At 67.9% G+C, this 14,462-nt stretch carries 10 protein-coding genes; 6 read left to right on the top strand and 4 right to left on the bottom strand.

Going from position 1 to position 14,462, the window contains the following annotated elements; genetic code table 11:
- Positions 1–26 precede the first annotated feature (26 nt).
- The gene (locus E3N86_RS06580; protein WP_134374019.1) at positions 27–527 is read left to right on the top strand and encodes a DUF6328 family protein; all 501 of its coding nucleotides are present in this window, start codon (positions 27–29) and stop codon (positions 525–527) included.
- 82 nt (positions 528–609) lie between these two features.
- Here the strand turns inward: E3N86_RS06580 and E3N86_RS06575 are convergent, their stop codons facing one another.
- Together E3N86_RS06575 and E3N86_RS06570 are read right to left on the bottom strand one after the other, a co-directional pair.
- Positions 610–1,275: a thermonuclease family protein gene (locus E3N86_RS06575; RefSeq protein ID WP_134511602.1), complete on the bottom strand. Its 666-nt coding sequence runs from the start codon at positions 1,273–1,275 to the stop codon at positions 610–612.
- Positions 1,276–1,503: 228 nt separating this feature from the next.
- Entirely contained in the window at positions 1,504–2,451 is a 948-nt protein-coding gene (locus tag E3N86_RS06570) for a DarT ssDNA thymidine ADP-ribosyltransferase family protein (RefSeq protein WP_166785037.1), read from the bottom strand.
- A 187-nt stretch (positions 2,452–2,638) separates the two neighbouring features.
- Between E3N86_RS06570 and E3N86_RS06565 the strand changes: the two genes are divergently transcribed.
- The gene (locus E3N86_RS06565; protein WP_134374025.1) at positions 2,639–4,921 is read left to right on the top strand and encodes an FdhF/YdeP family oxidoreductase; all 2,283 of its coding nucleotides are present in this window, start codon (positions 2,639–2,641) and stop codon (positions 4,919–4,921) included.
- A 138-nt stretch (positions 4,922–5,059) separates the two neighbouring features.
- Here E3N86_RS06565 and E3N86_RS06560 read toward each other — a convergent pair whose 3' ends face one another.
- Positions 5,060–5,338, bottom strand: coding sequence for a hypothetical protein (locus tag E3N86_RS06560; protein WP_134511600.1), 279 nt, complete (start codon positions 5,336–5,338; stop codon positions 5,060–5,062).
- A gap of 543 nt (positions 5,339–5,881) precedes the next feature.
- Between E3N86_RS06560 and E3N86_RS06555 the strand changes: the two genes are divergently transcribed.
- Both E3N86_RS06555 and E3N86_RS06550 read left to right on the top strand, forming a co-directional pair.
- Positions 5,882–6,976 carry an S-(hydroxymethyl)mycothiol dehydrogenase gene (locus E3N86_RS06555; protein WP_134374029.1) on the top strand — a complete coding sequence of 365 codons (1,095 nt, stop codon included), beginning with the start codon at positions 5,882–5,884 and terminating at the stop codon, positions 6,974–6,976.
- Positions 6,976–7,605 (top strand): MBL fold metallo-hydrolase, encoded by a 630-nt coding sequence (locus tag E3N86_RS06550; protein WP_104099246.1) that lies wholly within the window; start codon positions 6,976–6,978, stop codon positions 7,603–7,605. Before E3N86_RS06555 ends, E3N86_RS06550 begins: the two co-directional genes overlap by 1 nt.
- Before the next feature lie 452 nt (positions 7,606–8,057).
- On the opposite strand, the gene E3N86_RS06545 is transcribed toward E3N86_RS06550, so the two are convergent.
- The gene (locus E3N86_RS06545; RefSeq protein ID WP_134511599.1) at positions 8,058–12,923 is read right to left on the bottom strand and encodes an NAD-glutamate dehydrogenase; all 4,866 of its coding nucleotides are present in this window, start codon (positions 12,921–12,923) and stop codon (positions 8,058–8,060) included.
- Positions 12,924–13,099: 176 nt separating this feature from the next.
- Between E3N86_RS06545 and E3N86_RS06540 the strand changes: the two genes are divergently transcribed.
- Positions 13,100–14,080 (top strand): NAD(P)H-quinone oxidoreductase, encoded by a 981-nt coding sequence (locus tag E3N86_RS06540; RefSeq protein ID WP_134374035.1) that lies wholly within the window; start codon positions 13,100–13,102, stop codon positions 14,078–14,080.
- A gap of 82 nt (positions 14,081–14,162) precedes the next feature.
- Positions 14,163–14,291, top strand: coding sequence for a hypothetical protein (locus E3N86_RS17620; protein WP_255408677.1), 129 nt, complete (start codon positions 14,163–14,165; stop codon positions 14,289–14,291).
- Positions 14,292–14,462: the final 171 nt, after the last annotated feature.

The raw sequence follows: 14,462 nt of genomic DNA, 5'->3' as shown, positions 1-14,462 counted from the left end.
TCCGCAAAGCGCATTACGATCGGGGCATGAGCCTGTCAGGACCACCGGAACCCACGGCGACGGAGCCGGTATCCGCGCCCCGCCGCAACGAAACGGATGTCCAGCGCCTCGACCGCAATTGGCTCTCGCTGTTGCAGGAGCTCAGAGTCACCCAGACGGGCACCCAGATCGTGGGTGGTTTTCTGCTCGCCCTCGCCTTCCAACCGCGGTTCACCGAACTCGACCTGTACCAACTGACCGTGTATCTGATTCTTGTCGCCACGGCCACCACCACCACCGTTCTGGCGCTAGGGCCGGTCAGCCTTCACCGGCTGCTCTTCGGGAAGCATGCGATGAAGCAGATCGTGCGGGTCGCCGACGTGCTCGTGCGGGCCACACTGGTTGGTGTCGCCGTGATCCTCGCCGGCACCACCCTGCTGGTCTTCGACGTGGTGCTGGGCCGAACGGCCGGTCAGGTGGCCGGGGCCGCGGTGCTGCTGGTCATCGCGGCGGTCTGGCTGGTCCTGCCGCGCCGGGCGAAGCGCTGAGGACGACGCGCGGGGGTCGACTGGCGGCGGACGCCTGGCGGGGGACGACGCGCGGGGATATCGGTGGGACGGCTTCGCCGCATCAGCAGGCGCCCCACTGGCCCGCACCTGCCGTCGTTGCGGCGTCCTCGGCCGTACGCAGCAGCGGGTAGTGCGCGTCGTTCGGCGGGATCATCAGCGACTCGGCGGCGCCGCCGGCGACGAGCTCGTAGTTGACGAATCGCCCGTCCCCGGTCCAGAGATAGAACAGGCTACGGCCGTATCGGTCAGTCGAGTCCTGGTCGACGGTGACCCAGGTGCGGCTGCCATCGGGGAGGAGCTCCCGCAACTGCTCCGTGGCCTGATCGCCGAAGCATTCGGCGCTGTCCCCCACCTCCGGCGTATCGATTCCGAGCAGTCGCACCTTGACGGCATCCGTCGTCGCCACCAGGGCGTTCGGCTGGTCCGTTCGCAGAAAGAGCGTGTCGCCATCATGCACATGCTCCACGGTCATCGGGACGGCTCCGCTCGGTCGTGCGGGGATGCCGCCGACGGCTGTCTCGACGGTGCCGTCCGCGGCGGTCGCCACCGGGCCGGTGCTCTCGCCGGAACTCTGGCCGGAACTCTGGCCGGAGCCTTGGCTGGCCGAGCTCAGCATGCTCTCGAACTCGGTCACCAGAAATCCCGACTGCTGGACCCAGGCGAAGCCGAGTACTCCGAGAACGAGAACACCGATCGGCACGCGCGAGCGGCCCTGTCGTCTACCCATTCCCCGAGACTAGGGCAGAGCCAGGCAGGCACACGCCACCCGCCGTGTCTGACGAGTCCGAGGCCCGGGAGCACCTCCGTCGCGAACGAATTCGGCGGAGATTTTGCCGGAACCGGCCCCGAAAACTCTGAAAAAGCTGCTTTTCACGAGAATCTCCGTCGAATTGGTTCGACGCCGGACAGGGCAGGCCGGGCACGTGGCGAGAGGGCGCTCCGGACGTCTGACCGGCTAGGGCGCTGCGGTTTCCTCAACGGCGTGGAACCACGGCGGGTACACGACGACCTTGGGCTTGTGCGCCTCGGCGGCGAAAATGCTGCGCACCGCGTCGCGCACCTTGTCGTTGGCGACGCCGACGAGCGTGACCAACTCGAACGGGAACGACTCGGTGACGAGCAGTTCCGCCTCCCGGATCTTCTGTGATTCCTGATCGGCGCGCAGCGAACGCAGCATGCGGTCGGCAGTCTCGGGAGCAGAGCCGAACCTGGTCAGGGCCCCCGCGGCATCCCCGTTGGCCACCGCGACGCTCGCTGCGACGGTTTCCTCAGCGCCGGCCTGGGCGTCGAGGAGCTTCTTGACCGTGCTGACCAGAATGACGAAGTCGTACGTCGGAGAGCGGTGCGCCTCCGGCGACAGGCGCGGGTCGTTGGATTCGGTGAGGAGGCTGTCCCACAGGCGCGCATTGGGCGAGAGGAAGAACGGCACGTAGCAGGCGACGCTCGCGCTGTCGTCTCCGGCGACGAGCGCGGCACGCCGGGCCGCGCGCTGCGGTGCCGACGACAGGTCGACGACCGGCCGGGCGGTCCAGGCGTCGCTCGCGTCGGCAAGCAGGCGCCCGCTGTTCAGGATGCCGGCGAGGTTGCGGATGTGGGTGACGTGGTAGATCCGCTGCTCACCGACGTCGTCGTGGGAGGATTTCGTGCTCCTGACGGGCTTCACGGTGCTGGCGACCTTGGCGGTGGCCGGCTTCGCGGTAGCGGTCTTCGCGCTCAGGGTGGGATTGGGTCCGCCCAGGGTGACGGTGCGCGGTGACGGCGAACTGCGAAGCGACGGTGCGCGGCCCGTCGACTTGCTCCGGCTGGCGCGGGTGGCCACGCCGGGCACGATTTCGGGAGCGGCCTTCGGGAAGCAGCTGGCGCAGAGGCCGCCTTCGAGTCCATGGATGCATTCGTCGCTCAAGCTAGAAAAACCTTTCGTGTGCGTGGCCCCCACACTCTTCAAGTCCGATGCTTGAAGACCACATATCAACGGTACGGTCATTTCTGACCTCGTGGTGACCGATGGCGGGATCCGTTCGGCGCATTTCGGCCTGAGGGTGAGTCGCACATGCCTTGTCGGCCCCGGCGAAGGGTGCTACTACCGACGTATGAGCAGCGTTGACGATATCGACGAGGACAAGATCGAGGTCGGCAAGCCCAGGGAATGGGCGGCGGGGGTGCCAGGCGTCACCCATGCACTGGGGCCGGCCTTCCGGCAGATGGGTGTGCCGCGCAGCCTGAAGGCACTGACTGCGATGAACCAGCGGGACGGTTTCGACTGCATGAGCTGCGCCTGGCCGGATCCCGATCGGCGCAAGACGTTCGAGTTCTGCGAGAACGGCGCCAAGGCGGTGACCTGGGAGGCAACGCCGATCAGGATCCCGGCCGAATTCTGGGCCGAGAACCCGATCAGCGAGCTGCTCACGAAGTCGGAGTACTGGCTCGGCATGCAAGGCCGCCTCGTGCAGCCGGTGCACAAGCCGGCCGGGTCCGAGCACTACCAGCCGATCACCTGGGACGACGCGTTCAAGCTGATCGGGGACACCCTCCGCGGACTGGACTCGCCCGACCAGGCGACGTTCTATACGAGCGGTCGCACCTCCAACGAGGCGGCCTTCCTCTACCAGCTGTTCGTGCGCGCGCTCGGCACGAACAACCTGCCGGACTGCTCGAACATGTGCCACGAGTCGACCAGCCACGCGATGGCGGAGACCGTCGGGATCGGCAAAAGCACCGTCACCTACGCCGACTTCGCCCGTGCGGACCTGATCATCATCATGGGGCAGAACCCGGGCAGCAACCATCCGCGGATGCTCACGGCGCTGGAAGAGGCGAAGGAGGCGGGCGCCGCCATCGTCGCCGTCAACCCGCTCTTGGAGGCCGGGCTGATGCGCTACAAGAACCCGCAGAAGGTGCGGGGCGTCGTCGGGGCCGGAACCGTGATGGCCGACCAGTACCTGCAGATCCGGCTCGGCGGCGACATGGCCCTCATGCAGGCCCTCTCCCGACGGGTGCTCGACGCCGAGGCCGCCCGGCCCGGAACCGTGCTCGACCATGCGTTCCTGCGCGAGAATTGTGTCGGGCTGGAGGAGTTGCGCGAGCACCTCGCCCACCAGGATGACGGTGCGGTCCTGGCGGCCACGGGGTTGCGCGCGGCCGAGATCGACGAGCTGGCCGACCGGTATCTGCGGGCGGACCGGGTCATCATCACCTGGGCGATGGGCATCACCCAGCACAAGAAGGCCGTTCCGACAATCCGAGAGATCATCAATCTGCTCCTACTGCGCGGCAACATCGGCAAGCCCGGCGCGGGGGCGTCCCCGATCCGCGGGCATAGCAATGTGCAGGGCGACCGCACCATGGGCATCTGGGAGAAGATGCCACCGGCGTTCCTGGACGCCCTGGAACGAGAATTCGGGTTCGACCCGCCCCGCGTGGACGGCCTGGACAGCGTCGACTCCATTCGCGCCATGCGCGACGGCCTGGTCACGGTCTGGATCGCCCTGGGCGGCAACCTGGTCGGCGCGATCTCCGACACCGTCGTCGCCGAGGCCGCAATCCAGAAGACGGTGCTGAGCGTGCAGATCTCCACCAAACTGAACCGGTCCCACGCTGTGGTCGGCGACCAGGCGCTCATCCTGCCGACCCTGGGCCGCACCGAGATCGACCTGCAGGCCACCGGCCCGCAGTTCGTGTCGGTTGAGGACACGGTCTCCGCGGTGCACTCGTCCACCGGCCTACTCCCACCGGTGTCGGATCAGCTGCTCTCCGAGGTGGCCATCGTGTCGCGCCTCGCCCGGGCCGCCCTCGACGGCACCGCCTCGATCGACTGGGCCGGTTTCGAGAGCGACTACGACATCATCCGTGACCACATCTCGCACGTCATTCCGGGCTTCGCCGACTTCAACCAACGCATCCGCCAGCAGGAAGGTTTCTCCCTGCCCCATGCGCCGCGCGACCTGCGCACCTTCCCGACCCCCAGCGGCAAGGCCCTGCTCACGGTCAACGAACTCGAGCCCCTCGAACGGCCGCCGGGGCGCCTGCTCCTGCAGACGCTGCGCTCGCACGACCAGTTCAACACCACGATCTACAGCCCCAACGACCGCTACCGGGGCATCAAGAACGGCCGCCAGGTCATCTTCGTCAACCCGGAGGATGTCGCGGAGCTGGGTTTGATCAGCGGCATGCTCGTCGATGTGCACAGCGAGTTCAGCGACAACGTCGACCGGGTGCTGCGGCGGTTCCGGCTCGTCGCCTACCCGAGCGCCCGCGGCTGCGCCGCCGCCTACTTCCCCGAGGCCAACGTGCTGGTGCCCCTGGATTCCACCGCGGAGGGCAGCAACACCCCCGTCTCCAAGGCGGTGCTGGTGCGGCTGGAACCCTCGCGCTGACCAGATACACACCCTGACCAGAACGAAAGCAGGGCGCCCGATCCGCTGCGACCCGGCGGCGGAGGGCCGCACGTCGAAATCGAAGATTGCCGTGGGATGTGCACGATAGAGCAGGATTTTCGGGCTGGTCGTCGAGGCTCACCTCGAGTCCCGCCGCGAGGCGGATGTCGACGCGAGGCGGATGGCGCCGCCGCGGGGCGCCGACAGGTGCGTGACGCTCACGGCGCGCGCCATCATCACCGCGCGCAGCACGAGCGGCTGCCAGGTGAAGATCGTGGCACCGAAGTCGAGCACGCCGCTGACCTTGAGCAGCTCCGGCGGCAGGGAGGCGGCCGTGGCCTGCAGCAGAGTCGCGGACGACGACAGCCCGAGCGCCCACCGATCAGAGGAGGCGTTCACCGGCATCGGACCGTCCATTGCGGAGATTTTTCTGTGGGAGGTGTCGGAGCGCGTGCTGCCGCGCTGAGCGCATCCGTTGCCGCGCTAGAAAGTACGCAGAATAGTCAATTTTCCTAGACATCCGAGTCGAGGTCTGCCTACACTCAAAACTCGCGAATGCCGTTCTCTGGGCTGGGGAACTCGTTTTCAGAATCGAAACTGAGCTCCGAATGAACGACGACAACTTGCTTCCCACGCCGGCCTGCGCTTCCTGCTACGACCCGATGGCGCCGGTCGGTGGCGGCTGGTGGTGCGATCACTGCCAGGAGTTCGCGTAACCGGTCGCGTGCTTCCGGCCGGTCGCGTTCTCGGCCGGTCGCGTGGCTCCGCGCGCGGCATCCGCACCCTGAACCTCCTAACGAATTCGACGGAGATTTTGCCTCTACGAGCCTGTTTCGGGCCGAAACGGGTTCTCTCTGGCAAAATCTCCGTCGAATTGGTTGGATAGGGCAGGGCAGGGAGGTTGGGTAGTGTGGTTGGGTTCCACCACCGCCTGTCCGGGCACCAACCCAGAGGAGTCCCATGTCGATCACCGTTAAAGGCGTCATCGCTCGATCGAAGGGCGCGCCGGTGGAGCTTGTCGACATCGTCATCCCCGACCCTGCGCCCGGTGAGGTCGTCGTCGACATCGAGACCTGCGGCGTCTGCCACACCGACGTGCACTACCGTGAGGGCGGCATCAACGACGAGTTCCCATTCCTGCTCGGCCACGAGGCCGCCGGCCGGGTCAGCGTCGTCGGCGAGAGCGTCACCCACGTCGCCGTGGGCGACTTCGTCGTGCTGAACTGGCGCGCCGTCTGCGGCGACTGCCGCGCTTGCAAGCGCGCCGAGCCCTGGTACTGTTTCAACACCTTCAACGCCACCCAGAAAATGACCCTCACGGACGGCACCGAGCTCAGCCCCGCCCTCGGCATCGGCGCCTTCGCCGAAAAGACTCTTGTGCACGAGAAACAGTGCACCAAGGTCGACCCTGCCGCCGACCCCGCGGTCGTCGGACTGCTCGGCTGCGGCATCATGGCCGGCATCGGGGCCGCCATGAACACGGGCAACGTGACCAGGGGCGACTCGGTCGCCGTGATCGGATGTGGCGGCGTGGGTAACGCGGCGGTCGTCGGGGCCCGGCTCGCCGGGGCATCCGTCATCATCGCGATCGACCGCGACGCGAAGAAGCTCGCGACCGCCCAGACACTGGGCGCCACCCACACCATCGACTCAGCCGGCCTCGACGAGGACGGCGTGGTCGCGGCCGTGCAGGCACTGACCGGCGGGTTCGGCGCGGATGTCGTGATCGACGCCGTCGGGCGTCCCGAGACCTGGCGGCAGGCGTTCTACGCCCGCGACCTGGCTGGCACCGTCGTGCTGGTGGGCGTGCCGACCCCCGAGATGATGCTGGAGATCCCGCTGCTCGACGTGTTCGGCCGGGGCGGTTCTCTGAAATCGTCCTGGTACGGCGACTGCCTGCCGGAGCGCGACTTCCCGATGCTGACCGACCTCTACCTGCAGGGCCGCCTGCCGCTGGACGAGTTCGTCAGTGAACGAATCGGAATCGGGCATATCGAGGAGGCATTCGCGAAGATGGCCCGCGGCGACGTGCTGCGCTCCGTGGTCGTGCTCTGATGACGGCGCGGATCGAACACCTCGTCACCTCGGGCAGCTTCAGCCTCGACGGCGGCACCTGGGACGTGGACAACAACGTCTGGATCGTCGGCGACGACGACGAGTGCGTTGTGGTCGACGCGGCCCACGACGTCGACGCCATCCTCGCCGCGGTCGGCGACCGCAAGCTGGTGGGCATCCTCTGCACGCACGCGCACGACGACCACATCGGTGCCGTCGCCGGGGTGCAGGCCGCGCACACCGCGCCGACCTACCTCCACCCCGACGACATGATGCTGTGGGACCGGGTCTACCCGGATGCCCCGCCGAGCCGTCCGCTCGAGAACGGCCAGCGCATCCGGGTGGCCGGTATTGAACTCGAGGTGCTGCACACGCCGGGGCATTCTCCCGGCGCCGTCTGCTTCTATGCGCCCGCGCTCGGCACGGTCTTTAGCGGCGACACCTTGTTCCATGGCGGACCCGGCGCGACCGGCCGGTCGTTCAGCGACTTCCCCACGATCCTCGCCTCGATCAAAGGCAAGCTGCTGATGCTCCCGGCGAGCACCGTCGTGCTCACCGGCCATGGCGAGTCGACGACAATCGGCGCCGAGGCCGGGCACCTGGATGAATGGATCGCCCGCGGCCACTAGAGCGTGACCCCGGAAGACTGCCCCGGAAATCCGTCGAGCGGCGCCGCCGATGTGGTCAGAATCCGTTTTTGGCAGCACGGACTGTGGCTAACTCAGGAGATCCCCGCACGCCGGGGACGCCCACCGCGTGATTCCGCGGCACGTGTGCGGCCAAGAGGCATTGCGTTGTCAGATCTCCTGAGTCAGCCACGCTGCGGCGGAGGCTGGTTCGGGACACCGGCTGCCCGCGGGCGACCCTGACCGGGCCCAGGCATCCGTCGGTTCGGGCCATCCCCTGTGGCTAATTCAGGAGATCCCCGTGCCCGGCCGGCACCCGCCTCGTGATTCCGCGGCCGATGCCGGCCCACACTCATCAGGCTCGCCATTCTCCTGAGTTAGCCCCAAACGGCCGGTGGCAGCAGGCAGTAATAGTGGGCAGCAGCGCGCAGCGACGGATGTCCGCAGCCGGCAGGTCAGCGGCGCACGATCGAGCGCAGCAGCCGCACAACCACGGACAGGGACGCCATGTCGTCCTGACCGAGGGCGTTGACCTCCTCGAACACGCTGCGAGCCCGTCCCAACTGTTCCGCGTTGAGCGCCTCCCAGGCGAGCAGTCGGGCGTCGGCGTGGCCGGCCTGTGTTTCCTTCAGCACCGCCCGCGTCATATCGGCGACCGTCGAGTACAGGTCGTCGCGGAGGGCGGCGCGGGCCAGGGCCTGCCAGCGGTCCTTGCGCGGCAGCACGGTGATGCGCTCCAGCAGGTTGTCCACCCGGAACCGGTCGTAGACCGTGTAGTAGACGCCGGCGACGTCGGCCAGAGGCTCATCGACCTGGGCGGAGATCTGCGCCACGTCCAGCAGGGCGAAGGCCTCGAAGAGTTCGGCCCACCGGCGACCGAGGTTCTCCGGTACGCCCCACTCCTGGGCGGTCTCCAGCAGGGACTGCACGCGTTTGAGGTCGCCGCCCTTGAGGTAATCCTCCAGGTGGGCGCGCATCAGGTCCATCTGCGGTTTGTACTGGGCCACCACCTCGCCCACCGGTCGCGACGCCCCCTGGTTGACCTGCCAGCGCACGGCCCGGTCGAGCAGGCGACGGATGTCCAGGTGGATCGACGTCCAGTGCTTGGTCGGGAACGACGACGGCAGGGCGTTGACCTCGGCCACGAGCACGTCGATTTCGAAGATCTCCCGCAGCGCGACGAAGGCTTTCGCGACCGTGGCCTGGTTCGCCGAGGTTTCCTCCATAGCCCGGAACGCGAAGGTCACGCCGCCGAGGTTGATCATGTTGTTCGCGACGACGGTGGCGATGATCTCGCGGCGCAGCGGATGCGTGTCGAGCTCGGCGTCGAAGCGCTCGGACAGCTGCACCGGAAAGTACCGGCGCAGGGTTCGGCCGAACCAGGGGTCGTCGGGCAGGTCACTGTCCCGCAGCGTGGTCGCCAGATCGATCTTGGCGTAGGCCGCCAGCACGGACAGCTCGGGTGAGGTCAGGCCCTGGCCCGTTTCAAGGCGCTCCCGCAGCGTCGCCGTGGTGGGCAGCGCCTCCAACTTGCGCTTGAGGTCGCCCGAGGCCTCCTGCCAGTCCATCAGCCGTTCGTAGCTGGGGCTCCAGGTGGTCACCTTCGCCCGGTCGTTGAGCAGCAGGATGTTCTGGTCGACATTGTCTTCCAGCACCAGCCGCGCCACCTCGTCGGACATGGAAGCAAGGAACTCCGACCGCTCCGACTCGGCCAACTTGCCGGCGGCCACCATCCGGTCGACGAAGATCTTGATGTTGACCTCGTGGTCGGAGCAGTCCACCCCGGCGGAATTGTCGATCGCGTCGGTGTTCAGGATCACGCCGGTGAGGGCCGCCTCGATGCGCCCGAGCTGGGTCATCCCGAGGTTGCCGCCCTCGCCGACGACCTTGACCCGCAGATCCCGGCCGTCGACCCGGATGGCGTCGTTCGCTTTGTCGCCGACCTGCGCGGCCGTCTCGCTGCTGGCCTTCACATAGGTGCCGATGCCGCCGTTATAGAGCAGGTCGGCCGGGGCGGCCAGGATGGCGCGGAGCAGTTCCGGCGGGCTCAGCCGCACCGTCCCGTCCGGCAGCCCGAGTGCGGTGCGCACCTCGGCGGAGATCGGCACCACCTTGGCCTGGCGCGGGAAGACCCCGCCGCCGGCACTGATCAGGCTGGTGTCGTAGTCCGCCCACGACGACCGCGGCAGGGCGAAGAGGCGCGCTCGTTCCTGGAAGGAGCGCGCGGCATCCGGATTCGGGTCCAGGAAAATGTGCCGGTGGTCGAAGGCCGCCAGCAGACGGATGTGCTCCGAGAGCAGCATGCCGTTGCCGAAGACGTCGCCGGACATGTCGCCCACGCCGACGACCGTGAAGTCCTCGGCCTGCGTGTCGACGCCCAGTTCGCTGAAGTGGCGCTTGACCGACTCCCATGCGCCGCGGGCGGTGATGCCCATTGCCTTGTGGTCGTAGCCGATCGAGCCGCCGGAGGCGAACGCGTCGCCCATCCAGAAACCGTATTCGGCGGCGACGCCGTTGGCGATGTCGGAGAAGGTGGCCGTGCCCTTGTCGGCCGCGACGACCAGGTAGGAATCGTCGTCGTCGTGGCGCACCACCCGGGCAGGCGGCACGAGCCGCTCCCCCTCCGCCGTGGTCACCAGGTTGTCGGTGAGGTCGAGCAGCCCCCGGATGAAGGTCTTGTAGCTCCCGATGCCCTCGGCAATCCAGGCCGCGCGGTCCAGCGCCGGATCGGGCAGCTGCTTGGCGAAGAACCCGCCCTTGGCCCCGGTCGGCACGATCACCGCGTTCTTGACCGTCTGCGCCTTGACCAGGCCGAGCACCTCCGTGCGGAAGTCCTCCCGCCGGTCCGACCAGCGCAGCCCGCCGCGGGCCACCTTGCCGAAGCGGAGGTGTACGCCCTCCACCCGCGGGGAGTACACCCAGATCTCGTACTTCGGCCGCGGGAACGGCAACAGCTCGATCGTGGTCGGGTCGAGCTTGATGCTCAGGTAGGGCTTGTCCTGGAAGAAGTTCGTGCGCAGCGACGACTCGATCAGGTTGATCAGGGTGCGCAGCACCCGGTCGGCGTCGAGCGTGGTGACCGCTTCCATGGCCGCCGTCAGCTCATCCTTGACCTGCAGGCTGCGACGGATGCGCTCCGGCTCGGCCAATTCCGGATCGAACCGGGCCTCGAAGAGCGCCACCAGCCCTCGGGTGACGGCCGGATTTGCCAGCAGGGTATCGGCGATGAAGCCGTAGGAGTTGGTGTTTCCGGCCTGGCGCAGGTACTTGGCGTAGCTGCGCAGGATGACGACCCGGTGCCAGGGCATGCCCTCCCGCAGCACCAGTCGGTCGAGGCCGTCCGATTCGATGGCCCCGCTGACGGCGGCGCCGAAGGAGTCGGCCAGGAGTGCGCCGGTCGCAACCGGGTCCACGCCCTCGGGGTAGCTCAAGCCCAGGTCGTAGAGGTAGAACGCGCGGCCGTCGGCGGTCTCGATCTCGAAGGGCACCTCGTCGAGCACCTCGATGCCGAGGTTCTGCAGGAACGGCAGGATCTGGCTCAGGCTCTTGGGCTCCATCATGTAGAGCTTGATCCGGGCATCCTCCGCCGTGACGCCGCGTCCCGCGGTGCTTCCGTCGTCGGCGTCGATGACCGTGTCACCAGCGCCCGTGCCGGTCGGAAGATACACGTTCAGCGCCGGCCGGATCGGCCCGGTCCCGGCGGCCGCCGCCGCGGCGGCGGCCGCGGCGCCGGCCTCGAATCGCTCGATGTCCTGCACGGCCTCCTCGAGCTCGTAATCCACCCGGTAGCTGGCGGGGAACGCCTCCGACCAGAGTTCGGAGAGGCGCTCCGCCTCGTCCAGCGGGTGGCTCTCGCGCAGTTTCTCGCCGATCCCCTCGGGCCAGGACCGCACCGCCATCACCAGCCGGTGCTCCAGCGCGACGGCGTCGACGACGCCGACCGTGTCGTTCTTCTGCAACCGGATACGGAAGAACAGCCGGGCCAGCGCGGACTCGGTCATCCGGGCCTCGAAGTCGACGGACTCGGCGTGGAAGGTGTCCCGCAGCTCCTTCTCGATCCGCAGCCGCACGGCCGTGGTGTACCGGTCGCGGGGGAAGTAGACCAGCGCGGTCATGAACCGGCCGTAGACATCCGGGCGGAGGAAAAGCCGGGTGCGCCGCCGCTCCTGCAGACGCTGGATGGCCAGCGTGGTGGTGAACAGGGTGGGCACGTCGATCTGGAACAGCTCGTCGCGGGGGTAGGTTTCCAGGATGCCGAGCAGCTCCTTGCCGCTGTGCGACCCTGGCGGGAACCCGGCCTGGTCCATCACGGCGTCGACCTTTTCGCGCAGGATCGGCACATCCCGCACCGAGCTCGTATACGCCGTGGCGGCGAACAGGCCGATGAAGCGCTGCTCCCCCCGCACGTTGCCGTCCGCATCGAAACTCTTGATCCCGATGTAATCGAAGTACGCCGGGCGATGCACGCTGGAACGCGAGTTCGCCTTGGTGATCACCAGGGCGCTACGCTCGCGCGCCTTGAGCCGGCCGGCATCCGTCAGGTGCTGAATCTGGTGCCCGTCTTCGGTGGAGCGCAGCAGCCCCAGGCCGCTGCGGTCACGGATGCTCAGCACGTCCTCTCCGTCGACGGTCTCCAGGTCGTACTCCCGGTAGCCGAGGAAGGTGAAGTTGTCGCGGTCGAGCCAGCGCAGCAAGTCCTGCGCCTGCTTGATCTCCTGGATGCCCTCGGCGTGGGCGACGTCGCCGAGCGCGTCGGCGATCTCCACGGCCTTCGTTCGCATGGCCTGCCAGTCCTCGTTGGCGGCGCGAACGTCGCCGAGGACCGTGGCCAGCCCGGCGACCAGAGCAGCCCGCGCCTCGTCGTTGGCGGTTTCGATCTCGATCGCGATCCACGACTCGACCTGGGTGACGGTCTCGTCGACGTCACCGGGCCGGGCGCCGTCGCCTCCGTGCACGCGGGTGACGCCGAGGAGCTCGTTGGTGTTCCGGTCGCGGGTCACGACTAGTAGCGGGTGCACTTCGAGGTGGATGGCCGAGTGCTGGCGCACCAGCTCGGCGGTCACCGAGTCAACCAGGAAAGGCATGTCGTCGGTGACGATGTAGACGATGCTGCGGCCGGCTTCGTTCCGGATCTCGATGTTCGGGGTGCTGGGGGTGCGGCTCTGGGCGACCTGCCAATGATGGACGGCCCGCTCGCGGAGGGTTCCCCCATCGGAGTTCTGCCGGTCTTCCCCGGCCAGGTGCTCGTAGTAGTCGCCCAGGAAAGCGTCGAGTGTGCTGCCTGCCGGTGATTTCCCGGTGCGGGTGGACTCAGACGTCATTGAAATAAGCCTCCATCAGAAAATCTCCGCGTCATTGCGGATCACGTGCGTACGACCCAAGGCATGCAACAGCCACGCCCCTGTCTACCATCGTAGATTCCGTGGCCGGGTTCCACAGACCGAACCACCGCGCAGTCGTGGATCCGTCGCAAAGTGCACGCGCGTAGGCTGACCCGATGCGCGCGATCATCGTAGACACCCCCGGCGGCCCCGATGCCCTCACCCTCACAACGGTGAGCGACCTGCCCGTCGGGGCCTGCGACATCCGGATTCGGGTCGCCGCGGCCGGCGTGAACCGGGCGGATGTCGCGCAGCGGCTGGGCAGCTACCCGTCGCCGGCCGGGGCGCCGCAGTGGCCCGGGCTGGAGGTGTCCGGAGTCGTCAATGAAGTCGGCGCCGAGGCAAAGCGGTTCGCGGTCGGCGACCGGGTGTGTGCCCTGCTGGCCGGCGGCGGCTACGCCACCGAGGCCGTGGTGCACGAAGACCTGGCCCTGCCCGTGCCCGAATCCGTGGACCTCGTCGAGGCGGCGGGCCTGCCGGAGGCGCTGGCCACCGTGTGGTCGAACGTGTTCCTGAGTGCGGGGCTGGCCGCCGGGGAGACGCTGCTCGTGCACGGCGGCGCCAGCGGCATCGGCACCACCGCGATCCAGCTGGGCGTGCTCGCCGGCGCGCGGGTGGCCGCGACGGCCGGCTCAGCCGAGAAGCTGGCGGTGTGCCGCAGCCTGGGCGCGGAGATCCTGATCAACTATCGCGAGCAGGATTTCCCCACCGAAATCCAGGCCGCCACAGAGGGGCGCGGCGCCGACGTGATCCTCGACATCATCGGTGGCTCCTACGCGGCCCGCAACGTGGCGGCACTGGCGGTCGACGGCCGCATCATGGTGATCGCCAACCAGAGCGGCGAGAACGCCGACTTCAATCCGTTCCATCTGATGCAGAAGCGCGGCCGGTACTGGGGTACCACCCTCCGCTCCCGCCCGTTCGAGGAGAAGGCGGCCATCATGCGGGCCCTCAGGACGGATGTCTGGCCCTGGCTCGAATCCGGCCGCTTCCGCCCGGTGATCGACAGCATTTTCCCGTTCGAGAAGGCCGCCGAGGCGCACCGGCGGCTGGAGGCATCCGTTCACGTGGGCAAGATTCTGCTGGTCGGTGATTGAGCCCTTCGGGACTCGGGACTCGGGACTCGGGACTCGGGACTGAAACATGCGCTGGAAAAACAATCTGAAGAGAGGATGAGTTTTGAACAGCATCAGTCTGTTCGTGCCGATCCTGCCCGGCAAGCTCGACGCCTGGAAGCAGTTCACCAGGGAGTCGAACGCGCGCATGGGCGAGCACACGGAGTCGCGCCGGCGGGCCGGCATCACCTGAGAAACTGGCACACCGAGAGCCAGTGGGTAGCCACGGCTAGTTCCGACACCGAGTGAGGATGCCGCCGTGGATCCAGAGCTGCTCCACGTTGGTCGGCTTCCACTCTGTCGGCGACCTCCGGCGACACGAGGTCGGCCAGCCATCCGTCCCGAACGAATTCGACGGAGATTC

Origin of the sequence: Cryobacterium sp. Hz7 (assembly GCF_004402815.1) — a bacterium.
Lineage (GTDB): Bacteria > Actinomycetota > Actinomycetes > Actinomycetales > Microbacteriaceae > Cryobacterium > Cryobacterium sandaracinum.
Note: the sequence above shows the minus strand (reverse complement) of the source record. Positions and strands in the feature narration are given on the sequence as shown.